The sequence below is a fragment of the Paenibacillus sp. CAU 1782 genome (genome assembly GCF_054551715.1).
Genome location: NZ_JBTOLL010000009.1, coordinates 136,078 through 160,912 on the forward strand (window position 1 = coordinate 136,078; position 24,835 = coordinate 160,912).

The following is a 24,835-nucleotide window of genomic DNA, read 5'->3' on the forward strand; positions in this document are numbered from 1 at the left end:
ATTTGGAGAATAACCCGCGACTGTTAGTCCATTTTTTCCGACAGGCATGGCCGGTTTATGCGCTGTCCTTGTCGCTGCATTTTATTGCCAATCTGATTCATGTGTATTATCCCAGAGTGCTTGGACAATTTGCGGATAAGCTGCAGCTCGGCGAGTTAACCCGTTCTCTGGTATTGGATTACAGCCTGCTGCTGCTTTTGATCGGCATAGGTCACGTGGTGTTCAGCGGAACGGCTACTTATCTCGTTATGCACGTAGGCCGGCGTTTTGAGTCGATTTTGCGCGGCAAGCTTTTCCGGCATTTCACCGGAATGAGCGAGCGGTTTTATTCCGGCAATGGCGTCGGCAAGCTGCTTAGCTATTTTATGAACGACGTTTCGGCGGTTCGGGAATCCATTGCGATGGGGTTTAACGCCACATCCAATGCGGTCATGCTGTTTGTCGCGGCTTTGGTTATGATGATCACTAGCGGCATACCGCTGTATCTGATTGCGGCATGTATCGCGCCAATGCTTCTTATTCCGTTTATCGTCGTCAAGCTTGGGCCCGTTATCCGGTCGCGTTCGCGCGAGGTGCAGGAGTCTCTGGGAGCCATGACGGATATGGCGGAGGAACAGTTCGGCGGCATCCGGGTTACCAAAAAGTTTGCGGTGGAGCCCATTATGAAGGGACGATTCGGCCGCGCTGTGGATCAAATTACAGCCAATCAATTGCGGCTCGTCAAGGTGTCCTCTTTTTTTCAGGCGTTGATTCCGCTCCTTGGCACAATGGCGCTTGTTATTGCATTGGCGGTGGGCGGCTACTTGGCCATTAATGGAGGGTTATCGCTGGGAAGCTTTGTTGCTCTGACCCTATATGTGCGCATGCTGATGAATCCGCTTCAGCAAATCGGCAACGTTGTCAACTCCATTCAGCGCTCCCGCGCTTCTCTACAGCGGCTCAACGAACTTTTGTCCCAAAGTCCGGACATTGTTGAGGCGGAAGGAGCCGTAACTGTAGATTTGGCAAAAGCGGACATCACGTTCAACAACTTGACCTTTGCTTACGGGTCGGAGGGCCGCCTCGTATTGAAGCATATTAATGTGAGCGTTGCCTCCGGCACTACGTTGGGAATTGTCGGACGAACGGGAAGCGGCAAAACGACCTTGATGAAGCTGCTGCTGCGCACCTACGATCCGCCGCCTGGATCAATAACCTACGGGGGCGTAGATGTCAGAGATATGGCGCTGGAAAATTTGCGTGAAGGTATCGCCTATGTGCCGCAAGACGGATTCCTGTTCAGTACCACTATCGGCGACAATATCGCATTTTACCGTCGGGACGCGGAGAACGAGCGGGTAGAGGAGGCGGCCCGTCAGGCCAGCATCTTTCAGCAGATCGCGGAACTGCCCGACCGCTTCCAGAGCAAGCTGGGAGAACGCGGCTTGACGCTTTCCGGCGGGCAGAGACAACGGACCAGCCTGGCGAGGGGATTGATCAAAAAAGCGCCCGTCATGATTCTGGACGATAGCGTCAGCGCGGTGGATGCCGTTACGGAACGGGAAATCCTGTCTACCATTGCCAAAGAGCGCAAGGGTAAAACCACCATTATCATCGCCCACCGAATCAGTTCGGTTAAACATGCCGACCAGATCATCGTGCTGGACGAAGGAGTTATTGTGCAGCGGGGGACTCATGACGAGCTGCTGAGCAAAGACGGCTTTTACCGCGAGCTGTACGCCATACAGGAGGGGGGAATGAGGCATGGGTCCCAAATGGGCGAACAGAGGGAGGCGTAACGAGGAGCAAGGCAATGACGGCGAAAATAAGCCGAAGCCGCAATACGTATCTGCTTTCCGCGCGTTATCGGGTTATATACGGGAGCATGCCCTCGGATTTGCCGCCGTGTTTGGCTGTACATTGATTGCGATATTATCGGATTTGCTTCAGCCTTATTTGATGAAGATAGCCATCGACGATAATTTGTTGGCAGGCGTCAACGATTACAAGGGTTTGCTTCTTATCTGCATTGTTTATTTCGCTTTGTCGGCAAGCAGCTTCTTTTTCACTTATTTGCAAAACAACTTGCTGCAGCGAATCGGGCAAAGCATTGTCGCAACTGTCCGCAAGCGGCTGTTCAGCCATATTTTAAAACAGTCGATGTCCTATTTTGACCGTATGTCCGGGGGAAGCCTGATTACTCATGTGTCGAGCGATACGGAGGCATTAAATCAATTTTTTAGCCAGGTTTTGCTTAGCCTGTTCCGGGACGGGTTAACCCTCGTCTTTATCATTGTGATGATGTTTCAACTGGATGCCGAATTGGCTACGTATTGCCTGTTTATTTTGCCGGTAATATTCGTGATCGCGGTTCTGTTCCGCTCTTATATGAGGGAAACGTACCAACAGGCTAGAACCAGGCTTTCGCGTTTGGTGGCGTTTGTAGCGGAAAATTTGGCGGGAATGAACCTGATTCAAGTGTTTCATCAGCAGAAGGAGCAGGAGAGGCAGTTTCAGGAACGAAACGGCGTATATTTCAAAGCCAATATCCGGGAAGTCCGGACGCATGTGCTGTTTGGACGGACCTTTGAAATCTTAAGCACGTTGTGCATCGCTTTTGTGACCTGGGTTGGCGGCTGGGCGGTGCTGGGCAAACAGATGGAGTTTGGCGTACTGTATGCGTTTATAACGTATATCCGCCAGTTTTTTAATCCCATCAACACCATTACCCAGCAATGGAATACGCTTCAGTCGGCTACGGTCGCGGTTACGCGGATATGGTCCGTGCTGGACAGCAAGCCCGTCGTTAATGACCGCGAGGAAGGGACGGCCGAGGTCGAATTGGATCAGGTGAAAGGCAACATCCGGTTTGACGGTGTGACGTTTTCTTATCGCGAGGGGCATCCCGTTATAACGGATTTGAACCTGGCTATCAAACCAGGCGAGTTAATCGGAATCGTAGGGGCGACAGGCGCGGGCAAAAGCTCTCTGATCAGCCTGTTATGCCGCTTCTATGATGTGGACCGGGGCAACATCAGTATAGATGGAATCGATATCCGCAGCATCCCCCAGCGCAGCTTGCACCGAATGGTCGGGCTGGTGCAGCAGGAGCCTTATCTGTATTCCGGCACCATCATCGAAAACGTGACTTTGTTTGATGATAGCATAAGCCGTGAGGATGTCATTGCGGCCTGTCGGTTTGTCGGCGCTGACAGCGTTGTGGAGAGGTTGAGCGACGGTTACGATACCCGGCTATCGGAGCGGGGAAGCGGATTATCCGCCGGGGAGCGGCAGCTGCTTTCTTTTGCCCGTATCATCGTATTCCAGCCGCCGATTCTCATTTTGGACGAAGCGACAGCTAATCTGGATTCCTATAGCGAAGAACTGATTCAGAGGGCGCTGAGCCTGGTTTCGGCAGGAAGGACCACCCTTGTCATCGCGCACAGGTTGTCCACCATAATGGGAGCGGACCGGATTTTGGTCATGAACAGAGGCAAAATTGTCGAACAAGGAAAACACCGGGAGCTGCTGGCAAGGGGCGGTTATTACGCCAAGCTTTATTCTCATTCGCAAGGTGGAGGAGAAGCCGCTCAGTATGAATCATTGACAGAGAAGGCAGATGCTATAAACTAATGATAGTATGTGTGAGGCTTTCAATAATCATCATGAGCGGATGAACAGAAAGAAGAGACGGCAATGCCTATATTTTTTCATATTTTGTTGACCAACGTGCTGCCCATGAGCATCGTCATTGGCCTTGGGATCATACTTCAGCGCTGCTTCAAGCTGGATATCAAGACGTTGACCAAACTGAACTTTTATTTATTTTCACCGGCTATCATGTTCAAATTGCTGTACGAAACAGAGATTTCATACGGCCTGATCGGAAAAGTGCTGCTGTTTTTCGTGATGCTGGCTGTCCTGCAATATATCATGGTAGAGATTGTGATCCGGCTGCGGGGCTATTCGCCCGGCATGAAAAGCGCCATGCGCAACAGCGTGTTGTTTTACAACAGCGCAAATTACGGAATTCCGCTGAATCAGCTAGCGTTTCATGGACTGAAGGAAACGATGGCGATCCAGGTTATTATCATGATGATGCAGGCGCTGCTGCCCAATACGTATGGCGTGTACAACGTGAACGCGCATAAAGCGGATATGCGGAAGGTATGGCGGACGATTTTTAGCATGCCGATTATTTATGTCATTCCCATCGCCTTTATCATGAGGGGATTGCAAATTCCTATCCCGCAGCCTATCGAAACGCCGATTACCTATTTGTCAGGCGCTTTTATCGGCACGGCGCTGATTACGCTTGGCGTTCAACTAGGCAACATGAACTGGGTTGTCAAAAAAACGATGGCATTTGATGTGTCCATCTCGGCTTTTCTGCGGCTGGCGGGCGGACCGCTTGCGGCATGGTTAATCGTGATGCTGCTGGGGATCGACAAGCTGACTGCGGCCGCTTTGATCGTGTCCTCTGCTGTCCCGACTTCGCTGAGCAGCGTATTGCTGGCAGTGGAATTCGATAACGAAGCGGAGTTTGCGTCCCAGTCGGTTTTTGTATCCACTGTGCTGAGCGTATTAACCGTAACGGCGGTTATCTTCTTTTTGCGTTTATAAGGATGGAATAACGGGGAGGCCCTTTTGTGTCGCAGAGACAGATTAGGGCTTCTCTTTTTTGCATTAGGGGGGATTACGTATTTACGCGACAAAACTATTGTGCTGCTGTAGCTCAGAGGTTAAAATGGGAAAAGATGATAAATGAAACCGGATACATCAGGGTGTGTCCCTTGAAGTTTTAAGACACCCCCTAGCTGGATGGAGGGATGTTTTTGGAGCAAGTCGCAACCACTGCCCCTATTATCGTTGCAAACGCTGTCAAGCGGTCTTTTGGACGCGGAACGGGGGCCGTGCATGTACTAAAAGGCGTTGATCTTTCTATCGGACAAGGCAAGCTGATCGCGTTTAAGGGCCGTTCCGGCTCCGGCAAAACAACGCTGATCAATTTGCTCAGCGCGCTGGACAGGCCGAGCGAAGGGGAAATTATTTTTCAGGACAGAAAGTTGTCCTCGCTGGGGGATAAAGAAAGAGATAATATCCGCCGCAAGGAAATGGGGCTGATCTTTCAATCGTTTGCCCTCATTCCGCTAATGTCCGCCTACGAAAATATTGAATTTGTGCTTCGCGTCGCGGGCGTTCCCGCCGGGGAGCGGAAGGCGGCTGCGGAAGCGTCGCTGGAGCAGGTTGGCTTAAAAGGCCGCATGCATCATCGGCCCTTCGAGCTATCGGGCGGAGAGCAGCAGCGTACGGCGATTGCCAGGGCCATCGCCCACAAACCCAAGCTGCTGCTTGCGGACGAGCCGACGGCGGAGCTGGACAGCCGCACGGGCCTGCAAATTATGAAGGTTTTTCGCGGACTGGTGGAATCCACCGGCATGACCATTATTATGACGACGCATGACCCCGCCATTATGGAAATCGTTGATCATGTGTATGAACTGGAGGATGGTAGAATTGTTGTTCCATCGTAACAAAACCTTCAAAGCCTCGCTGCTTGCCATGGCGCTGGGGACTGCTCTGTTGTTGTCGGGCTGCTCGCTGCTGCCCGCCGAAGAAGAGACGTTGCTTCCGCCGCTGGTGAAGCCGCCGCAGGAAAGCTACAGAACCGTTGAAGTGAAACGCGGCGATATTGCCAAGGAAATCAAAGGAAGCGCAACGCTGGAGTCCTACTCCTCCGAGGCGGCCAAGTTTACGGCCGAGGGCGGTCGCGTCAAGGAAGTAATGGTCAAGCAGGGCGATCAGGTCAAAACGGGAGATGTGCTGATCCAGCTTGATGTGGGAGATATGGACATTAACGTCAAGCAGCATGAGCTGAATATGGTCAAGTCCAGGGCGGCTTTAAAATCCGCCAAGCTTTCGGAGGATGCGGACAATATCGCCATTGCGCAGCTGCAATACGAAATCGATCGAATCAAATATGAGCGTCTGCTGGAGGCTTACAACAGCAAGCAGCTGCTGGCGGGCATTGACGGCCAGGTGACGTATTTGGCCGAGATGGAGGAAGGGCAAGGCGTAGCTCCGCATGAAACGCTTGTTATACTGTCGGACCCCTCCAAGCTGAGAGTCGCTTTTCAGGGGAGCACATCGGCTGATGTCAACATGGTGTCCGTTGGGCAAAGGGTAGAGCTGGAATTCAGGGACAACACCGTTGTGGAGGGCAAGGTGACGCAAACGCCGGCGTCCGCTCCATTTTCCGATGACCCCGTGATTAAGGAACGCAATTCCAAAATGATTTTTATTGATGCGGAGCTGCCTGAAAGCGCGGAAATCGGCGGCAGTGTCAATATCCGGATTTTGCTTCAGGAAAGCCGCGATACTCTGGTCATTCCTCGCAGCGGCCTGCGCACCTATCTGGGACGTAACTTCGTCCGAGTGCTGGAGGAAGGCGACAACATCCGCGAAGTGGATGTAGAGGCTGGCATTTCCGGCTCAACCGAGGTTGAAATTACGGCGGGGCTGGAAGAAGGCATGCTGGTCGTGCTGCCATAATATACGGAGGTTGGTCATGGCATTATTAATTATGATTTTTCGCAAAATGGTGCAAAACAAGTGGCTTGTAGGCAGCTTGTTTCTTGGCATTTCCATATCCGTGGCGCTGGTCAGCAGCATGCCGATTTATTCCCAAGCCGTGCTTACGCGAATGCTGGTTAAGGATCTGGAGCGTCTGCAGGGAGATACGGGACAATATCCCGGGGCCCTGTACGGTCATATGTTTTTCTCCGACGAAAAACCGGAGGAAATCAGAAGCAAGTACCAGCGGATGGACGATTATATACGCGGGGACGGGGCGGCGGGTTTTGGGCTGCCTGTGCTGGAGCTGAACAACGAGCTTTACGCGCTTTCGCTCAAAATGAAGCGGGCCGATGATCCCAAACCGCTTACTTCGAACAATATGCAGCGGATGACCGTCAAATCTTACGAAAACCTGGAAAAGCATGTTGAGATTAAGGATGGGCGCTTGCCCTCCCCCGTTCCGGTTGACGGCGTTTATGAGGTCATGGTAACCGAACGCGCGCTTAACCATTTTAAAACCGTGCTGAATACAGAGTTTTCACTGGAAGACGAAAAGCTGGAACAGCCGATCAAAATGAAAGTCGTCGGCGTTTTCCGCAAAGCAGCGGAGGATGATGTTTATTTCCGCTATGGCAATCTAAGCGACATGAGCAGCAGCTTTATGATGCCGTACGAGTCCGCCAAGGAGCTGCTGCTGGAGCAGCAATCGCTGCCAATCGGCGGCACGGGCTGGCATCTGGTAATGGATTACAGCAAGATGGAGCTGGACAGCATCGCCCGTTTTCAAAGCAGCTTCGACGCCATCAAGCTGGAGCTGAACAAAAAGGTCTATCTCTACCAGATGGGATTGGAATCGCGAGCGTTGTCCACGCTGTCTCAATATACGGAGCGGGCGGAGCAGCTGAAGACGCTTATGTGGGCGCTTAATATTCCCCTGCTCATTATGCTTGCCTTCTATATGTTCATGGTGGCCAATCTGATCACGGAGCGGCAAAAAAACGAAATCGCGGTCCTGAGGAGCCGCGGGGCCGCCAGATGGCAAATCATTGCCTCCTACTTTGCGGAAGGGCTTCTGCTGTGCGGAATCGCCTTTGCGGCAGGTCCCTTTCTGGGAAGCCTGCTGACCAATGTGCTGGGCGCTTCCAGCGGCTTTCTGGAATTCGTTCAGCGGGTAAAACTGCCGGTGCGCATAACGAAGGAGGCTTGGGAATACGCCGCCATTACGGCGGGAGCCTGCTTGCTGATCATGATGATTCCCGTTATAGCGGCCACGCGCATTTCCATCGTGGGACACAAGCAGCAGCTGGCAAGGCTGCTCAAAACGCCGCTGTGGCATAAGCTGTTCCTGGATGTCATCGCGCTGGGCTTGTCGTTGTACGGCCTGTACAATTTCCGCAAGCGGCAGGAGGACTTGCAGGCGTTGGGGCTTGGGGCGGAGGATCTCAGCATTGATCCGCTGCAGTTCGTCATACCCGCCTTGTTTATTATGGGCGGAGGTTTGCTGCTGCTGCGCCTGTATCCCTGGCTGCTGCGGCTTGTGTATTGGATTGGACGCAAATGGTGGCCGCCGTCTCTGTATGCCACGCTTATACAAGTGGGGCGTTCCAGCAGCCAATACCAATTCCTAATGATCTTTCTTGTTATGACGATTGCGACGGGTGTATTCAGCGCGTCCGCCGCCAGAACGATTAATGAAAATACGGAGGACCGCATCAGCTATGCGGCTGGCGCGGACATGATTCTGGACGTCAATTGGATCAATGACGCCCCTCCTCCCGAGATGCCCGGCGGCGCTCCTGGTTCCGGGGGAGCGGTGGCATCCACCGGGAAGGTTAATTATTTGGAGCCGCCATTCGAACCGTTCCGCAAGCTGCCCGGAGTGGAAAGCGCAGCCAAGGTGTTCGTGCAGCCCAAAGCTGATTTTTTCTCCGGCAATGAATCCGGGTCCGCCGTGCTGATGGGGATTGATACCGATGAGTTCGGGCGGACGTCATGGTTCAGAGACGGCTTGCTGGACCACCATTTCTATGACTATTTGAATTTGCTGGCCGCCGACACCAAAGGCGTATTGATTTCCCGAAGCCTGGCGGAGCAAAAAGGGCTGAAGGCAGGCGATGCGATCTGGATCGGCTGGACAGAGGTGACGCAGCAGCCGTTTACGGTATACGGCATCGTGGATTATTTCCCGACCTTTAATCCCAACCCGCCGACCGCCGGGGGCGGCGCCGCGCCGATGCTCATTGTGGGCCATCTGTCGCGCATTCAGCTTCAACTGGCGATTGAACCATACAAGGTTTGGCTGAAGCTGGAGGACGGCGCATCGGTTCAGGAGCTGTATGACGGCATCGCCGAAAGCGGGCTGGCGGTGACGAATGTGGAAAATACGCGGGACAGCCTCGTGCGCGCCAAAAACGATCCGTTCCTGCTGGCGCTAAACGGCGTGTTGACCCTTGGGTTTGTCTTGTCGATTCTGGTCAGCTTTATCGGCTTCCTTTTGTACTGGGTGTTGTCGCTGAAGGGTCGCATGCTGCAAAACGGCATTCTGCGAGCCATCGGCCTGTCGCTCAAAAGCTTGATCGGCATGCTGGCGGCGGAGCAAATTTTGACCTCCGGCGTTGCGGTGGCGATTGGCATCGGCGTAGGCAATACGGCCAGCAAGCTGTTTGTGCCAAGCTTTCAAATTGCCTTTAATCCCAGCAGTCTGGTGCCGCCGTTTATCGTTCAGTTCCAGACGGGAGACATGCTGCGCATTTATGCGTTGACGGGCTTTATGCTGATTGCGGGGCTGGCAATACTGGGCTTTATGCTGTCCAGACTGCGCATCCATCAAGCGCTCAAGCTGGGGGAGGACTAGGCTATGGCAATGATCCATTGCGAAGGATTGGTCAAAATATACAAAACCGCAGATCTGGAGGTTTTTGCGCTGCAAGGGCTCGATCTGCAAATTCAGCAGGGCGAGCTGATGGCGATTATCGGCAACAGCGGAAGCGGCAAATCAACGCTGCTGAACATGCTGGGAGGCCTGGACAAACCAACCGCTGGCAAGCTGATGGTCGACGGCAAAGATCTGCTGAAGATGAAGGAGCGCGAGCTTGTGCGCTACAAGCGGGAAAGCGTTGGTTTTGTCTGGCAAAATAACGCGCGCAATCTCATCCCTTATTTGACCGCGCTGGAAAACGTGGAGCTGCCCGTTCTGCTGACGGGCCGCCGCAAGCGCTGGCGCGCCAAGGAGCTGCTGGATGCCGTTGGGCTGGGACACCGGGCGAACAACAAGCTTTACCAGCTGTCCGGCGGCGAGCAGCAGCGGGTTGCCATCGCGATTGCGCTGGCGAATCAGCCAAGGCTGCTGCTAGCGGACGAACCGACAGGTTCGGTAGACGCCAAGATGTCGGAGCAAATCCTGGATTTGTTCCGGGAGCTGAACAAAACGATGGGCATCACGATCGTAATCGTGACGCATGATCCGGAGCTGGCCAAAAAGGTAGACCGCGTTGCGGCAATCCGCGACGGCAAAATTTCCTCCGAGATGCTTCGACGCGTTTCCTATGCGGAGGAGATGGCCGAGCTCGAGGAGCTTGAAGGCGACGGCACGCATGTTGAATACGCGATTCTGGATAAAGCGGGACGTCTTCAGGTGCCATCGGATTATTTGGAAAAAATCGGCGTAAAGCAAAGCAATAAACTAAGAGTGGAGCTAGGTGACGGGCGTATTGTTCTGCTGCCCCCGGAGGAGACGGAGGAAGAATAGCCGACGGCGCTGGACGCTAGGCTATTAGGCAGCACTGGACCAGATGATTAGGCGAGGTTGCCTACCTGACGAACAAATTCGTTAGATGAGCGATGCTTCCCTGATCAACAAATCGGCTCGATGAGCGAGCCCTCCTATCCCTCCTCTGTCGCTTGCTGGTTCACACATAATCAAAGTCCCAAAAAGCTTTCCGCCGCTTGTCTAACTGTGAAAACAGAGAGAAGCGGCGGATGGCTTTTTTTCTCTGGTCCCATAAGTATCTTCGTTATCAGGTTTTGGATGCCCTATAAGTTCAAAAATAGAAACAAGCGACAGGCCAGAGTGTGAATAGTTCTGGAGAAAAGCATATGCTTGCGATGCGATGTTCTTCCAGAACGTTTCAAGCGTTCGTTTGTGTTCCCGGATTCCACCATTAGATCCTATTATTCAGTGGAATCTGGGAACAACTACAATAGGAAGAACTTTTCAAATGGCGGCCACTCCGCTGAAATTCTCTTATAACTACAGAAAACAGTTGACATTTTGGTAGCATAACGAATAATAAAAAATATAACAAAACTAATTTTACGGGGGAGATTGGATTGAATATCGACCTTTTGGGAAAAACAGCTCTGATTACGGGAGCAACCGGCGATTTGGGCAGAGTGATGGTGCGGACACTGGGAAGCTGCGGAGCTAACGTTGCCGTTCATTATAACAGTAACGCCGCCAAAGCGGAGGAGCTTTGCCGTGAGCTGGCCGCGTCGGGCAGAGAGGCCATTGCCGTGCAAGGCGACATCACGAGCGAGGAAGCTGTAGCAGCTATGAAGGAACAGATTAAATCTTCCTTGGGACATGTCGATATTGTGATCGCCAACGCGGTTATTCAATATCCTTGGAAATCGGTGCTGGAGCAGCCTGCAGAGGACTATGTGAGCCAGTTCCAGTCCTGCGTGCTGCAAAGCGTGTTTCTGGCAAAATCCTTTGTTCCTGATATGATAGAGGCAGGATACGGCCGTTTTATCGGCATCAATACGGAAAGCGCCATGCAAAATTTGCCGGGGCAATCCGCTTATGTCGCGGGAAAACGCGGTATGGACGGCGTATACCGCGTATTGGCGCGCGAGGCGGGACCTAGCGGCATTACCGTCAATCAGGTCGCTCCGGGCTGGACCGTAAGCGACAGAGACCGTGAAGCCGGCACCGAAATCAGCGAAGGCTATAGCCGCAGCGTGCCGCTGGGGCGCAGAGGAACCGATCAGGAAATTGCCAACGTTGTTGCTTTTTTGGCATCTGATCTGGCAAGCTTTATTACAGGAGCTTACGTTCCGGTAAGCGGCGGCAACGTAATGCCGGCCATTTAACGCCATGGGCCTAAAATCTGCGGGTACTTTTTTTGGAAATCTCAGAATGGAGCGCAAGCTGTTCCTTGTTTTTCTGCTGCTGACGGCGCTTCCGCTTACCTTTATCGGATATATTACCTACAACAACTATTCCCGCTCGCTGGAGGAAAAAACCATTCTGTTTTCCACCAATATGCTGGACAGCATGATGATCCGAATCGACGATTACATCGAGGATATGGTGCGGATTTCCTCCGTCCCGGCATACCAGGATGAAATCAGGCAAAATCTGATGCGCTCCAATCGCTATTACGAGCAGCGCGGAATCGCCAACGGACAATCCGGGGGCGATGCGATACCGGACGAGTTTAATTTGCTGCTGTCGATTCAACGCGGCATTGAAGGTAACATTTCGTTTATTAATCAAATCAAGCGGGGGGCCAACTCCGTTTACATTTTTGATCAATTCGGCAATGTCTATTACGCGACCTCAAGCGGCGGCGTTCGGCTTAACCTGAAGGACAGCTATCGCCTTTGGCTGGATAGCGCGGAGGATTCCGGCGGCGAAGCCAGGCTCATCAGCACTCAGCGGTACATCAGCAATTTGCAGAGCGAAAAGCATGCTTTTACCGTTGTGCGCAAAATTTTCGACAAATCGCTGCAGCCTATCGGGCTGATTGCGGTTGACGCCAATATGAGCGTCATTGAAGACGGCATACGGGAATTGGACAGCGTCACCAAAGGCAGCTCCTTTATCGTGGACGAAGAGGGGATGGTTGTATACGACAGCAACCCTGCCGTTATGGCCACCAGCATGTCCCAGGACTACGCCTTCAGGATGGCGGAAGGGGAAAAAGGCAGCTTTTACGGCGAGCGGGACGGCGTCAAACGATTGTATATGTATTCCACCTCGCCGAACACGAAGTGGAAGGTCATAACATCCATTCCCGTAAGCGAGCTGACCCGCGATGCAGTGCTGGTGCGAAATGTAACATGGGCCGCAATGATCGTGACGCTGCTCGTTGCCATGCTTATTTCCTTTTTTATGGCTTATGCTCTTACCAATCCGCTGCGCAAGCTGATGCGCCTGATGAAGAGTGTGCGGGAAGGCGATCTGGATGTGCAATTCCAGGTAAAATACCGTGACGAAATCGGGCAGCTCGGCAACCAGTTTAACCGGATGATCGGACATATCGGCCAATTGATCCGCGACATTTACCATATGGAGACCAAAAAGAAAGAAGCGGAGCTGCAGGCGCTGCAAAATCAGATCAATCCCCACTTTATGTACAATACGCTGGAATCCATCCGAATGACCGCGGAGGTCAACGATGATCAGGACGCTGCGGATATGCTGGAGATTTTGGGCAAGCTGCTGAGATACGGCATCAGCGATTTGCATGAAGAGGTTACGCTGGGCGACGAAATCCACCATGTGCGCAACTACGTGGAGCTATTGAACTACAGATATCCCGGACGTTTCCGCCTGGCAATCGATATTTCCCCTGAGCTGCTCCATTATCCGGTCATTAAGCTGGTGCTTCAGCCCATCGTGGAAAATGCGGTTTACCATGGGATGGACCCCGACAAGCCGATGATGATCATTGGCCTTGCCGGCAGTCGCGACGGACAGGATGTTGTTCTGACCCTTAGCGACGACGGCATCGGCATGGAAGAGGAACGGCTGGAGGCGTTAATTGCAGGTTTGCAGGGCGAACGTCAGTCGGAAGGCTGGGGCAGCGGAGGAATCGGTCTTCGCAATGTTAACGAGCGGTTGAAGCTGCACTATGACAGAGGATATGAGATGACCATAAACAGCTACCTCGGGAAAGGCACGGTTATTACGCTGAGGCTGCCGTTATCTGATGGTTTGGGTGAAGAGGAGGACGAGGCATGAGAAGCAAGTGGACGATTTGTTTGTTAATTGCCGCAATGTCAGCGCTGCTGGGGAGCTGTCTTTCTTCGCCGGATGTCGAAGCGCCGTCCGCAACCCCCGCCGATGATGCAGGGGGCAAGGAACGACAACTGGTCGTGCTCACCAACCGCGTCGATTTGATCGATAACGGAGTTTTTGGACAATATGCCCGGCGCTTTGAGGAATTGCATCCCGGGGTATCCGTCCAGTTTGAAGGCCTGGTCAACTATACCAGCGATATCATGCTAAGGCTTTCGACGCGGACGCAAGGCGATGTTCTGCTGCTGCCCAACAATTTGAAAAACGAGGATTTGTCCCGCTATTTCGAACCCCTGCAGGAGGACGTTTTTTACGATGCGCGTTTTGCGGATTTTAAAGCTCATGACGGCTTGCGCTACGGCATTGCGGCCGGAGCGTCTACGACAGGCATCGTTTATAATAAAAGGGCGTTTGCCGCTGCCGGCATACGGGAAGTGCCAACCACGCTGGATCAGTTTTTTGAAGCGTGCAGGCAGCTGAAGGAAGCCGGCATTGTGCCGGTTTATCTCAATTACGGCGCGCAATGGCCGTTGATGATTTGGGGCGAAGATCTGGTCAGCTATATGTCGGGCGACCCCGAATATTTGAACAAAATGGCATTTAGCGACGAGCCGTGGAGCCTTGACAATGCATGGGGCGAAGCCATTATGATCGTACGATCATTGATCCAGCAAGGCTACGTCGAAGAATCGCTGATGGCCAATCAATGGGAAATCAGCAAAACCGAGCTGGCTGCCGGCCGGGCAGGCATGTATCTGATGGGCAACTGGGTGATTAATCAGGTGATCGCCGCGGGCGCGGAATCACAGGATATCGGATTTTTCCCTTTTCCGTACAACAATGAGCCTGTCCATCATGCGCCGCTTAGCCCGGATTGGTTTGTCGGCATCAGCCGGTTCAGCAGTGAAAAAGAGCTGGCGGCGGAATGGGTGCAATTTTTTGTGCATGAATCCGGTTATGTAGATGATTCCGGCTTTTTGCCAGTCGAGGAGAGCAGGCAGTCGTCGCTGCCGCAGCTGGAGCAATTTCTGTCGTTTCAGCCTATTTTGCTGGAAAAAAGCGTCCCTAGCGATAAATTGCTGGAGATAGCGGCTTCGGCGCAAATCTCGCTTTGGTCCGGCGAATATATTCAGGAGTGGCTTGCGGAGCCGGAGCTGGGTAAGGTTTTTGACGAATACAACAGGCGCTGGAAGGAAGCGCGCCATTTGAGCGAAAGCTAGAGGAGTAGAGAAGGCTTATGTCCAAGAAAGTAACGATGCAGCAAATCGCGGATTCGCTTGGCGTTTCCAAATTCGTTGTGTCCAAAGCGTTGTCGGGCAAAGACGGCGTAAGCGAGGCAACAAGAGAGCGGGTCATACAAGCGGCGGCCCAGCTGGGTTATTTTACGCAAAAAAACGCCTACATGAAATCGCTCAAGCTGGAGGAGCTGCCCAAGGTGCCTAAAGCGAAACGCCAATCCGTGCTGGTCTTGATGCCTAACATCCGCTTTCAGACGAAGGAATCCCTGTATTGGGGCCGTATTTTGGACGGTATCACCTCACGGCTGGAGGAAGACGGTTACGGGATGGTAATCGTGTCGGAGCAAAGCGTGGAGCATTTGGTTCATTTTCTGAATCCAAACGGCATATTGGGACTGATCGGGGTAGGCGAAATTTCAACGCCGCTTCTGCTTGAAGTTCATCGTATCGGCATGCCGATGGTGCTGGTGGATCATGAGGATCATCTGATCCCCAGCGACACGATTTTTGCCAACAACCATGAAAGCATGTACCGCTTGACCAAACATTTAATTGGCATCGGGCACAAACGTCTGGCGTTTATCGGCGATACCCGGTATTCACGAAGCTTTTATGACCGGTTTTTGGGGTTTCGCAGCGCCATGGAAGAGGCTGGTTTATGGAATGGATCAGTTCCAGGGAGCGGGCAATTAATGAAAGAGCAGCTTGTGGAAGCGCAAGGATATGAGCAGGGGCAGTTTCAGGAGACGGCGCTAAAATGGGCCAAGGAGCTGCAGCTCAAGGGATCGCTGCCTACCGCACTGGTTTGCGCCAACGACACAATAGCGATCGGAGCCGCTTTTGCCATGGAAAGCCTTGGTTTGGCCGTTCCCGACGATATATCCATTACGGGATTTGATAACATAGATGATGCGTATCGTTACAAGCCGGCGCTTACAACGGTTCATGTGCCCAAAGAAAACCTGGGGCGGCGGGCCGTGCAGCGGTTGCTGGAGAGAATTGCCGCCAAGGATGAGCCGCTGGAAAAAATATTGCTCGCCAGCGAGCTGCTCTACCGCGGCACAACAACGCGGGCGAAGGACTGATTCCTTCGCCCTTAGCGCAATGGAGGACACAGAAGTGCATGTACATACTCAAAAATATGAGATCGTTTTGACGGAAAAGCATGATGTTGAGAAAATAGCCGGCATTTATAATTCCAACCCTGCATTTTTGCAAAGTCATATGTCGAGAACAAGCGTGAAGGCGGAGTGGGTGGGAAATGAACTCGAGGAAATGAAAGAGCAGGGGTTTGCCTCCTGTAAAGCGGTGGATACGGCAACAGGCCGTATCATCGGAATTATCGATATCAAATGGGATCAAGCCGAGACCTACTTATCTCTGCTTATGCTGCACAGTGATTTTCGAGGCCAGGGATTGGGGGCCGATATGTATTGGCAAGTGGAGCGGCATGCGTTGGCGCAAAACTGCCATTGCATCCGAATTGATGTTGTCATTAAGGATAATGACAAGACGCTTGAGTTTTGGAAACGGCTGGATTTTGTTCCTGCGGAAAACCTGGAATTAAACTGGACCGGAACGCCGTTGCCCGCAGTTTGTATGCGGAAAAAGCTTGCTAAATAGGGGACGTTACTGTAAATCACATCGTAATTCCTTCTATGAGACATCATTTATCTGTATCAAGCAGGGGCTGTCCAAAAAGTCAAACGCTCTAACGGACACGGAAGTCCGTTAGACGCGTAAAACGCAGATTTTGAAATTCTAACGGACATCCTTGTCCGTTAGAGCCCCAAAATGGGTAATTATTGGATAATTTTCACTGTAACGGACATCAATGTCCGTTACAAACGCAAAAAGTTAAAAAATAAGCGCTAACGGACACGGATGTCCATTAGCGTTTTTATTTGAATCAGATACGCGGATCGGCTTTTTGGACAGCCCCTTTTGTTTGGTTTCTACAGACCCAGGTTGCGGTTGATCAGCTCGATGCGCTGCTGAACGCAGGCATAGGAGCGGAGCGGGTCGGACGGCGTGCCGAGTACATAATCAAGCAGCCTGTCAACCGTGCTTGTTGCGACATGGCAGCGGGTATCGGAGGAGGCATAGTAGATGTAAACCTCTCCGTTTTCCAGAGCAACCGCGCCGTTGCTGAATACAACATTGGATACGTCGCCGATACGCTCTTCGCCTTCCGGAGCGATCAGATGGCCGCCCGGGCTGGCGATAACCTTTTGCGGCTCGTTCAGGTCGGTCAGGAACGCGTAGAGCACATAACGCAAGCCTGCTGCCGTATTGCGAACGCCGTGAGCGATGTGCAGCCAGCCCTTTTCTGTTTTGATAGGAGCAGGGCCTTGGCCGTTTTTCACTTCCTTGATGGTATGGTAATAACGCTCGTCAATGATGATTTCTTGCTTGATTACCGCGTTTTCAATGGTATCCGACAAGCCCCAGCCGATGCCTCCGCCCGATCCGGTATCGATAAAGCCGTCTTGGGGACGCGTGTAGAAGGCGTATTTGCCATCAATAAATTCCGGATGCAGCACGACATTGCGCTGCTGGTTGGAGGCCGTTTTCAGGTCCGCAAGACGCTCCCATTGCTTCAGATCCTTCGTACGCGCGATACCGCATTGAGCAACGGCGCTGGACAAGTCGCCGCGAGGCGCGTCGGGGTCCTTGCGCTCTGTGCAGAACAGGCCGTAAATCCATCCGTCCTCATGCTGAACGAGACGCATGTCGTATACGTTGACGTCGGGAGCTTCTGTTTCCGGCAAAACGACGGGATGATCCCAGAACCGGAAGCCTTCCGTGCCGTTTTTGCTTTCGGCAATGGCAAAAAACGATTTGCGGTCATTGCCTTCGACGCGAGCGACCAGATAAAAGCTGCCGTTCAAATGGATCGCTCCGGGATTAAACACGCAATTGACGCCAAGCCGCTCCATAAAGTAAGGATTGGTTGCCGGGTTAAAATCGTATTTCCAATGCAGGGGAGCATGCGCCGCTGTTAATACGGGATGTTCGTATCGCTCATAAATGCCGTTGCCAAGGCGCTCCGCGGCATTGGGACGTGCTACTAGCGCCTCATATTGCTCCGTCAATTGTTCCTTGCGTTGTTCAAAAATCGTCATTGTTACAACCTCCTGAGTATGTTGTGTGGTGCCGTGCAGTGTAATTTGATTCAGTGCGCGCTGCCGCCGCGCAGGCGTTCAATCATTTCGAAGCAGGCGCGGCTGTTATGGTACGGACATTTCCATGGGCTGACTTTTTCGATATTGCCGCTTGGCGAACCGTCCCTCTTGACGCTCCAGATCCATTCGCCATATTCCTTGTCCACCAAGTTCGACTCGATAAAATGCCACGACTTGCGGGCTGCCTCCAAATATGGACTGGCTCCGGATAATTGATAGGCATTATAAAAGCCCACAACCGCCTCCGCTTGCGGCCACCAATCCTTGTCTGAATCCAGCAGCTTCCCGGGCTCCGCTTCGTTGAACAACCCCCCGTCCTCATCAACGCCTTCGCGCAATGTGACTTCTGCCATGGCAATGGCGATATCAATACTTTCCTGCAACAGCTCCAGGTCCCCTAAAACCTCGGCGGCTTCGTGAATCAGCCAGCTGCCTTCAATATCATGGCCATAGGAAATATGGCTATTCTGGCTGTTCCATTCCATATCGAAAAAGAGCTTGAAGTGGTAGGAGTCGTTATCGACGATATGGCGGAGCATAACAACAATCAGCTCCCGGAGCTTGTCGCGGAGAGCAGGTTCAGGCCATACCCGATACAGATTGGTGTATGCCTCCAGCACATGAAGATGGGTATTCATCGATTTTTTGGTGTTGAGATCCTTGTCGCTCAAGCTGTTTTCGTTCGTTTCGCTCCAGTCTCTGGCCAGCGCTTCTATATATCCCTTGCCCGCGGGATCATAGCTGTGGCGCTCCAGTACATGAAACAGCTCCGCCGCCTTGGTCAAGGCGTCTTCATCGCGTGTTGCCCTGTAATATTCCGAAAATGCGTAAATCGCGAAGGCCTGCCCGTAAACTTGCTTTTTGGATGATTTGACAGCCCCCTTGCAATCCAGCATCCAATAGAGTCCGCCGTGCTGAGGATCGGTAAAATAGCGTGTAATATAGCGGTATGCCCGGTCGGCCATTTCCAGATAGCGCGACTCCCCATAAAGACGGAAAGCGGTGGAGAAGGTCCACAAGATGCGTGTATTCAGCACCAAACCTTTGTCAGCCTGCGGATTAACGGTCAAATCCCTGCTGATAAAGCCGTAAAATCCGCCGTTTTCCTCGTCGACGGTATGCTCCAGCCAAAACTGCAGGATGTTATCTTTTAATTCCGCCTCGATTGCGGCCAGCCAATCCTTGTTTTGTTCAACCATGAACAGTCAACCTCCCTTGCAGCTTGGACTGAAAATAGTCCCGTATTACGCCCTCGGCCTCTTTGCCGTACATGCAATAGTCGTCATTGGCGGATGCTTCGTTTTCCTCATACAGCTTCGCGGGCCAATCCCACAGCATAAAGCCGCGCACCCATTCCCGTTTGCCGCAGCTCTCCAGCATAGCTTCATAAAATTCCCGCTGCGCCGATTCGCTCGGGCCTCCAATCAAGCCCCAATCATTGGGCAAAAGCGGCGAGCCTTCCCGGCTGGGACAACCAGCTTCCATAAAGAAAAAAGGCTTATTCCACTTCTCCGCCACCGCTTGGATCCGGTCAAGCTGCCGTTCCCATTCATGAACCGGGTAATAGCCGCTGGAGGCAATCATATCGACGGCGTCCCACCAGCCAACATTGTCCTCCTGGTACTTGTCGCAATTGTAAGTGACAATGCCGCTGTAGATGGCTCTGACCTTGGCGATAAGCTCGCGCCATTCCTTTTCCCGGCGGTCGGTCTGGACCATTTCACAACCTATGCATAACATTTCGCAGCCGGTTTGCTCCGCGATGGCGGCATAATGCAGAATAAATGCGGTGTAAGAGGTAAACCAGTCGCTCCATTTGGGCTCGCAAGGCACATCCTTGTCAAAAAAGTTGATATGGGCCCGCCATGTGCCGTTTGCGCAATTGACCACAGGCTTCAGGCAGACATTAAGCCCTAGCTGCTTGGCCTTGGCAATAGCCGCGACTACCTCGTCGTCTGTGACGGTGGGATGTTCACGGTAGCGGATTTCGGTTGCTTGCGGGTGATCCTGAAGCGCGGCAAAGGTGATGGCGGTCCAATTCACAGAAAGCCTGGAAGCCATGAGCTCCATGGATCTCTCCGCTTCCTTGCCTTTCCAAGTCCCCCGAACGCCGGTCCATCCCCAGGTCATGCCGGCGATATAAGGAAAGTGTTGCGTCATTTTTTGACACTCCTCCAATTTGTTATCGATAATATAGCTCTTGTTATATAACAAATTAACATCAGTGCTAACTGTTTGGCAATAGCTTTGGATTATTTCACAAAAGTATCATAGAGAGAAGGCGTCAAAAGAGTATTGCAGACAATAAATCGTCCAAAAAAAAGCGCTTTTTCGTCATGATAGCGATTTCATTCCATGTCATTTGAGAACCAGAAATGATAGCAGAAACCATTTTTCTCTAGCGTGAACTGGAGTACACTGAAAATGAAAACGGAACCAAAAAACGATTTTAAGGGGGAAAAAGCAGTGAAAAAAAGGATTAGCCTCATTGTTTCGATTTTTGTTATGCTAACAACATTGGCTGCTTGCAGCGGCAATGGAGGTTCGACAAGCAACGGTAATGAGCCCGAAACGAGCAAGGAACCAACTGCTTCCAATCAAGGAGCCGGAGAAGAGGCCGCTGGTTCGGATATTTCCGGCGAGGTTGTTTTTTTGACCCACCGTACAGACATGGTTGACACGGAATACCTGGATTACAAAAAAAGGTTTGAAGAGAAATATCCAAATGTCGACCTTAAGTTCGAGGGTATCCTTGACTACGACGCAACCTTGAAGGTGCGCATGGCTTCCGGGACTTTCCCCGACCTGGTCATGATTCCAACCATCCCGAACAACGAATTGTCGGAGCATTTCGCCCCGCTGAACGATATTGAGTTTTCCGGCGACATTTATTTTGCCGACCTGAAGGCTTATGAAGGCAATATGTACGGCGTTTCCTCCGGTGCTTCCACTGTAGGCATCGTATATAACAAAAAAGCGTTCGAGCAAGCAGGCATTACAGAAATTCCGCAAACCTATGACGCTTTCCTGGAAGCGGCGCAAAAGCTGAAGGATGCGGGCATTATTCCACTGGCTTCCAACTTCAAGGATAAGTGGCCGCTGGATGCATGGGTCTACGACGTGCCAACGCTGTTTGCAGAAACGACGGCTCACCAGAACAATCGTGCGGAAACCGACACGCCTTATACGATGGACAATGAATACGGCAAATCGTGGAGCATGCTGCGGGAGCTTTATGAAAAAGGATTCCTGGAAAAGGACATCAACTCCACAAACTGGGAGCAATCCAAAAAAGACGTAGCGTCCGGCAAATTCGCCATGTATTTGCTTGGCAACTGGGTTATCAATCAGGTAATTGAAAACGGAGCAGCTTCCGAAGACATCGGATTTTTCCCTTTCCCTGTCGACAACTCCGGCAAGGTGAAAGCGCCGCTTAATCCGGATTGGTTCTATGGCGTCAACAAGGATGGCAATGTTGCGGCGGCTAAAGCATTCCTGAAGTTCCTGATTGAAGAATCCGGCTATGACGATTATTCCGGCTTTATCCCGACACTGAAATCGAAGGAGCCAAAGCTTGCTCAGCTGGCTGAATTCAACGGATACAACCCGACGTTTTACGAGCCGGTTCAACCTGTAGACGCCGCTACGCAAATTCAGAACAAAGCTCAGCTTGACCAAGCTGCCGTTGTTCAGGAATTCGTATTGTCAAAGGAGCCTCAGAAGGTTCTGGATAAAGTAAATGCATCATGGGCCAAGGCCAAAAAGGATCTGGGGCTGTAGAAAAAAGCCCGGTTTAAGGAACGGGAAGGCTGATTGCGGCCATCCCGTTCTTGCTTCCGGGCAAAACAGGCGCGCATCCAGGAGAGGAGAGAAGCAGGATGCTGGGAAAAATGTCCCTGCGGTCGCAAAAAAGGCTGCTATTGTTTTCATTCGTCACCGTACCTCTGCTGCTGCTGATTACCTTTGCTTATTACCCGGCAATGGAACTGATCCGGCTGAGCTTTACGAATTGGAACGGCATTAGCGCAAACAAGGCTTTTATCGGCTGGGCTAATTATAAGGAAGTATTCTCCAATCCCGATATATTCGGGGTGTTCCGCAACAACGTCGCTTATTTTGTAGTAGGCATCGTGCAAAACATCGTCGCTATCTATTTCGCGGTGGTGCTGAACAGCAAGCTGAAGGGGCGCAAGTTTTTCCGGCTGCTGCTGTTTTTGCCCTATATTTTGAACGGGGTGGCGGTAGCTTATCTGTTCGGCTACGTATTCGACACAACAAGCGGCTCGCTTAACTATCTGCTGGGTCAGCTTGGCTTCGACAAGCTGGCGGAAACGAGCTGGCTCGGGAATACGTCGATCGTCAACTACTCGCTGGCTTCCATTGGCTTCTGGCGATTTATGGGCTTTAACATGGTCATTTATTTGGCTGCACTGCAGTCCATTCCCAATGATCTGTACGAAGCCGCGTCCATCGACGGCGCAAACGGCTGGCAGAAGTTTTTCTACATTACGCTGCCTAACATCTACAAAATTATCGAGCTGAATTTGTTCCTGACCGTCACCGGCGCGCTCGAAGTGTTCGACCTTCCTTTTGTACTGACAAAAGGCGGCCCTGGCGGCGCAAGCGAAACCTTTGTTATGAAAATCATCGAAACGGCATTCCAGTTCAACAACTACGGCTTGGCTTCCGCGATGAGCGTAGTGCTGCTGCTGTTCGTTATTATCGTATTGTCCATTCAGCGTTACCTGCTGAATCGAAAGGGGGAATAAGGCATGGGAAAAGCTTCGCGCGCATGGTCTTTTGTCAAATATTTGAGCATTGCCGTGGCTGTATTCGTCATCTTGTTCCCGCCGTACATTATTGTTGTGAACGCCTTTAAAACGTCAGAGGAGTTTTTTGCCAAAACGGCGATTGCGTTGCCTGACAGCTTCCTTTATATCGATAATTTTATTCAGGCCTTCAAAAAAGCGAATATGCCTCTTGCCTTCGGCAATACGCTGTTTATCGTGGGAGTTACGCTCCTTCTGAATATCCTTATCGGCTCCGCGTTTTGTTATGCGGTTGGCCGGTTCCAGTTTAAATTCAGGGGCGTGCTGGTGGGGCTGTTTCTTTTTGCAACGATCATTCCTCAGATCACGACGCAGGTCGTCAATTACAAAACGATTCAAATGCTGGGGCTGACCAATAATCTGATGGGACCTGTGCTTCTATACGTTGGGGCGGATATTTTGCAGATCTACATTTTTCTGCAGTTCATCCGGAATATTCCCTACGAGCTGGATGAAAGCGCGATGCTGGAGGGCGCTTCGTTGTTCCGCGTGTTCCGGTCGATTATATTCCCGCTGTTGGGACCGGCGACGGCCACAATCGTTATTTTGAAAACCATTTCGATTTATAATGATATGTTTGTGCCGTATCTCTATCTGCCGCGGCCCGAGCATGTCGTCGTATCGACCTCGCTTATGCGATTTTTCAGTATCAACAGCGGCGATTGGCAGATGATCTCGTCAGCGATTCTGATCATTATGATTCCGACGGCGATTCTGTATCTGTTCCTGCAAAAGTATATTTTTGCCGGCGTTACAAGCGGCGCCGTCAAGTAGCTTGGGTAAGCTAACGGGTGTGCCTTCAGGTGTTGCGGGAAAACAAAGTAGTTGTGTTTGAACCGCAACTTGCTGCAAACTGGAGTAAAACCAGAAAGCCGGCAGTTAGCGAGGGGTGATGAAGATGAAGGTCATGATCGTCGACGATGAAGAAATGATCAGGCGCGGCCTGGAAAAGATTTTGGGCAAAATGGGGCTGGACATTGAAGTGGTCGGCTCTTATGGAAACGGCATGGAGGCTTGGAATCACCTGTCGCGGCTGGATGATCGCGGCCTTGATGTATTGATCACCGATATCAAAATGCCGATGATGGACGGCCTGAAGCTGGCTGAAAAAATGCAGGGCAAACCGGTGTCGCTTATTGTGTTAAGCGGCTTCAGCGAATTCGAGTATGCCCGCAGGGCGCTGCGAAGCGGAGTGGTGGATTATTTGCTCAAGCCGGTGGACAAAAGCCTTCTGCGAGAGGCGCTGCAAAAAATTAAAGCCGCCCGAGGCGCGGAGCCGCTTTCGATGACGGGGGTTCAGCGGCAGGAAGGCGATTACCGCATTGGTTCTGAATCGCCTCCCGGAGGAAACGGGGGCTCCGCTGAATTGTCGTTAGGGCAAATCGACGATGGAGGCAAGACTCAGAACTTTGCCGGGCTAAGCCCTAATAACATTCAGGGGGCTGGAGGGGCGTACGAAGAAATTTATCTTGCTGAGTCTTCCGGCCGCCTCCAACAGGCGTCGCAGCATCTTGCGCGGGTTCATCCCGCCGCCCAGCAAATTCGTCAACTGCTTGAACGGGAATACGATAAAAATCTCGATATGGATATTTTGGCCGAAATGGTGGATATGAGCGCCAATTATTTGAGCAGATTGTTCAAGCAGGAGACGGGAATGACCATTACCGACTACCTGATCCATGTGCGGATCGACAAGGCCAAGCAATATTTGCTGGATCATCATCACTTGAAAAATTATGAGATTGCCCAGCTTGTGGGATACAGCGATCCCGTTTATTTCAATAAACTGTTCAAAAAAAGCGTCGGCATTACGCCAAGAGAATTCCGAACGCAAGGCGGAGCATAATGAAACCTCTTTGAAGCCTGTCTCACAAGCCGGGGCGAGTCCCCGGCGACAGCGTTTCGCGGAGGTTTTTTTTATGATAAAAAATCCCCCCTTTACAGAAATGGAAGATGGACGTAAGATGAAGGCCGTAACGGACAAAAAACAGAGAGCTTCCGTAT

Annotated in this window: 19 protein-coding genes; 16 read left to right on the forward strand and 3 right to left on the reverse strand. The window is 51.9% G+C overall.

Going from position 1 to position 24,835, the window contains the following annotated elements:
* The first annotated feature begins 2 nt into the window (after positions 1-2).
* The 12 genes from ACX93W_RS18305 (at position 3) to ACX93W_RS18360 (ending at position 16,440) form a co-directional block, all read left to right on the forward strand.
* The gene (locus ACX93W_RS18305) at positions 3-1,778 is read left to right on the forward strand and encodes an ABC transporter ATP-binding protein (RefSeq protein ID WP_459393819.1); all 1,776 of its coding nucleotides are present in this window, start codon (positions 3-5) and stop codon (positions 1,776-1,778) included.
* Positions 1,744-3,612, forward strand: coding sequence for an ABC transporter ATP-binding protein (locus tag ACX93W_RS18310; protein ID WP_459393820.1), 1,869 nt, complete (start codon positions 1,744-1,746; stop codon positions 3,610-3,612). Before ACX93W_RS18305 ends, ACX93W_RS18310 begins: the two co-directional genes overlap by 35 nt.
* A gap of 63 nt (positions 3,613-3,675) precedes the next feature.
* Entirely contained in the window at positions 3,676-4,602 is a 927-nt protein-coding gene (locus tag ACX93W_RS18315) for an AEC family transporter (RefSeq protein WP_459393821.1), read from the forward strand.
* A 206-nt stretch (positions 4,603-4,808) separates the two neighbouring features.
* Positions 4,809-5,513 carry an ABC transporter ATP-binding protein gene (locus ACX93W_RS18320; protein ID WP_459393822.1) on the forward strand — a complete coding sequence of 235 codons (705 nt, stop codon included), beginning with the start codon at positions 4,809-4,811 and terminating at the stop codon, positions 5,511-5,513.
* On the forward strand, positions 5,497-6,531 hold the full coding sequence (locus ACX93W_RS18325; protein ID WP_459393823.1) for an efflux RND transporter periplasmic adaptor subunit: 1,035 nt from the start codon (positions 5,497-5,499) through the stop codon (positions 6,529-6,531). Before ACX93W_RS18320 ends, ACX93W_RS18325 begins: the two co-directional genes overlap by 17 nt.
* Before the next feature lie 16 nt (positions 6,532-6,547).
* Positions 6,548-9,409 carry an ABC transporter permease gene (locus tag ACX93W_RS18330; protein ID WP_459393824.1) on the forward strand — a complete coding sequence of 954 codons (2,862 nt, stop codon included), beginning with the start codon at positions 6,548-6,550 and terminating at the stop codon, positions 9,407-9,409.
* A 9-nt stretch (positions 9,410-9,418) separates the two neighbouring features.
* Positions 9,419-10,303, forward strand: a complete 885-nt coding sequence (locus ACX93W_RS18335) for an ABC transporter ATP-binding protein (protein WP_459393854.1) — start codon at positions 9,419-9,421, stop codon at positions 10,301-10,303.
* 581 nt (positions 10,304-10,884) lie between these two features.
* Entirely contained in the window at positions 10,885-11,646 is a 762-nt protein-coding gene (locus ACX93W_RS18340; protein ID WP_459393825.1) for an SDR family NAD(P)-dependent oxidoreductase, read from the forward strand.
* A 46-nt stretch (positions 11,647-11,692) separates the two neighbouring features.
* Positions 11,693-13,522, forward strand: coding sequence for a cache domain-containing sensor histidine kinase (locus ACX93W_RS18345; protein WP_459393826.1), 1,830 nt, complete (start codon positions 11,693-11,695; stop codon positions 13,520-13,522).
* Positions 13,519-14,799 (forward strand): ABC transporter substrate-binding protein, encoded by a 1,281-nt coding sequence (locus ACX93W_RS18350; RefSeq protein WP_459393827.1) that lies wholly within the window; start codon positions 13,519-13,521, stop codon positions 14,797-14,799. The genes ACX93W_RS18345 and ACX93W_RS18350 overlap by 4 nt, the downstream gene beginning before the upstream one ends.
* A gap of 17 nt (positions 14,800-14,816) precedes the next feature.
* Positions 14,817-15,902 (forward strand): LacI family DNA-binding transcriptional regulator, encoded by a 1,086-nt coding sequence (locus ACX93W_RS18355; protein ID WP_459393828.1) that lies wholly within the window; start codon positions 14,817-14,819, stop codon positions 15,900-15,902.
* Positions 15,903-15,936: 34 nt separating this feature from the next.
* Positions 15,937-16,440 (forward strand): GNAT family N-acetyltransferase, encoded by a 504-nt coding sequence (locus ACX93W_RS18360; protein WP_459393829.1) that lies wholly within the window; start codon positions 15,937-15,939, stop codon positions 16,438-16,440.
* A gap of 332 nt (positions 16,441-16,772) precedes the next feature.
* On the opposite strand, the gene ACX93W_RS18365 is transcribed toward ACX93W_RS18360, so the two are convergent.
* Genes ACX93W_RS18365 through ACX93W_RS18375 form a run of 3 tightly spaced genes read right to left on the reverse strand, consistent with a single transcriptional unit; the run spans position 16,773 to position 20,162 of the window.
* Complete coding sequence (locus ACX93W_RS18365) at positions 16,773-17,942, reverse strand: glycoside hydrolase family 130 protein (RefSeq protein ID WP_459393830.1); 1,170 nt, start codon at positions 17,940-17,942, stop codon at positions 16,773-16,775.
* 50 nt (positions 17,943-17,992) lie between these two features.
* The gene (locus ACX93W_RS18370) at positions 17,993-19,201 is read right to left on the reverse strand and encodes an AGE family epimerase/isomerase (protein ID WP_459393831.1); all 1,209 of its coding nucleotides are present in this window, start codon (positions 19,199-19,201) and stop codon (positions 17,993-17,995) included.
* On the reverse strand, positions 19,194-20,162 hold the full coding sequence (locus ACX93W_RS18375; protein WP_459393832.1) for a glycoside hydrolase family 113: 969 nt from the start codon (positions 20,160-20,162) through the stop codon (positions 19,194-19,196). The genes ACX93W_RS18370 and ACX93W_RS18375 overlap by 8 nt, the downstream gene beginning before the upstream one ends.
* A gap of 306 nt (positions 20,163-20,468) precedes the next feature.
* Between ACX93W_RS18375 and ACX93W_RS18380 the strand changes: the two genes are divergently transcribed.
* The 4 genes from ACX93W_RS18380 to ACX93W_RS18395 all read left to right on the forward strand — a co-directional run bounded on the left by ACX93W_RS18380 (position 20,469) and on the right by ACX93W_RS18395 (position 24,677).
* Complete coding sequence (locus ACX93W_RS18380; protein ID WP_459393833.1) at positions 20,469-21,782, forward strand: ABC transporter substrate-binding protein; 1,314 nt, start codon at positions 20,469-20,471, stop codon at positions 21,780-21,782.
* A 98-nt stretch (positions 21,783-21,880) separates the two neighbouring features.
* The gene (locus ACX93W_RS18385; RefSeq protein WP_459393834.1) at positions 21,881-22,771 is read left to right on the forward strand and encodes a carbohydrate ABC transporter permease; all 891 of its coding nucleotides are present in this window, start codon (positions 21,881-21,883) and stop codon (positions 22,769-22,771) included.
* Positions 22,772-22,774: 3 nt separating this feature from the next.
* Complete coding sequence (locus ACX93W_RS18390) at positions 22,775-23,605, forward strand: carbohydrate ABC transporter permease (protein WP_459393835.1); 831 nt, start codon at positions 22,775-22,777, stop codon at positions 23,603-23,605.
* A gap of 124 nt (positions 23,606-23,729) precedes the next feature.
* Positions 23,730-24,677 carry a response regulator transcription factor gene (locus ACX93W_RS18395; protein ID WP_459393836.1) on the forward strand — a complete coding sequence of 316 codons (948 nt, stop codon included), beginning with the start codon at positions 23,730-23,732 and terminating at the stop codon, positions 24,675-24,677.
* Positions 24,678-24,835: the final 158 nt, after the last annotated feature.

Bases quoted from the DNA above. Each gene is read 5' to 3' on its own strand.
- ACX93W_RS18330 (WP_459393824.1), top strand. From the start codon at position 6,548: ATGGCATTATTAATTATGATTTTTCGCAAAATGGTGCAAAACAAGTGG.
- ACX93W_RS18395 (WP_459393836.1), top strand. From the start codon at position 23,730: ATGAAGGTCATGATCGTCGACGATGAAGAAATGATCAGGCGCGGCCTG.
- ACX93W_RS18370 (WP_459393831.1), bottom strand. From the start codon at position 19,201: ATGGTTGAACAAAACAAGGATTGGCTGGCCGCAATCGAGGCGGAATTA.
- ACX93W_RS18365 (WP_459393830.1), bottom strand. From the start codon at position 17,942: ATGACGATTTTTGAACAACGCAAGGAACAATTGACGGAGCAATATGAG.
- ACX93W_RS18320 (WP_459393822.1), top strand. From the start codon at position 4,809: ATGTTTTTGGAGCAAGTCGCAACCACTGCCCCTATTATCGTTGCAAAC.
- ACX93W_RS18375 (WP_459393832.1), bottom strand. From the start codon at position 20,162: ATGACGCAACACTTTCCTTATATCGCCGGCATGACCTGGGGATGGACC.
- ACX93W_RS18390 (WP_459393835.1), top strand. From the start codon at position 22,775: ATGGGAAAAGCTTCGCGCGCATGGTCTTTTGTCAAATATTTGAGCATT.
- ACX93W_RS18335 (WP_459393854.1), top strand. From the start codon at position 9,419: ATGATCCATTGCGAAGGATTGGTCAAAATATACAAAACCGCAGATCTG.
- ACX93W_RS18310 (WP_459393820.1), top strand. From the start codon at position 1,744: ATGGGTCCCAAATGGGCGAACAGAGGGAGGCGTAACGAGGAGCAAGGC.
- ACX93W_RS18315 (WP_459393821.1), top strand. From the start codon at position 3,676: ATGCCTATATTTTTTCATATTTTGTTGACCAACGTGCTGCCCATGAGC.
- ACX93W_RS18355 (WP_459393828.1), top strand. From the start codon at position 14,817: ATGTCCAAGAAAGTAACGATGCAGCAAATCGCGGATTCGCTTGGCGTT.
- ACX93W_RS18385 (WP_459393834.1), top strand. From the start codon at position 21,881: ATGCTGGGAAAAATGTCCCTGCGGTCGCAAAAAAGGCTGCTATTGTTT.
- ACX93W_RS18350 (WP_459393827.1), top strand. From the start codon at position 13,519: ATGAGAAGCAAGTGGACGATTTGTTTGTTAATTGCCGCAATGTCAGCG.
- ACX93W_RS18345 (WP_459393826.1), top strand. From the start codon at position 11,693: ATGGAGCGCAAGCTGTTCCTTGTTTTTCTGCTGCTGACGGCGCTTCCG.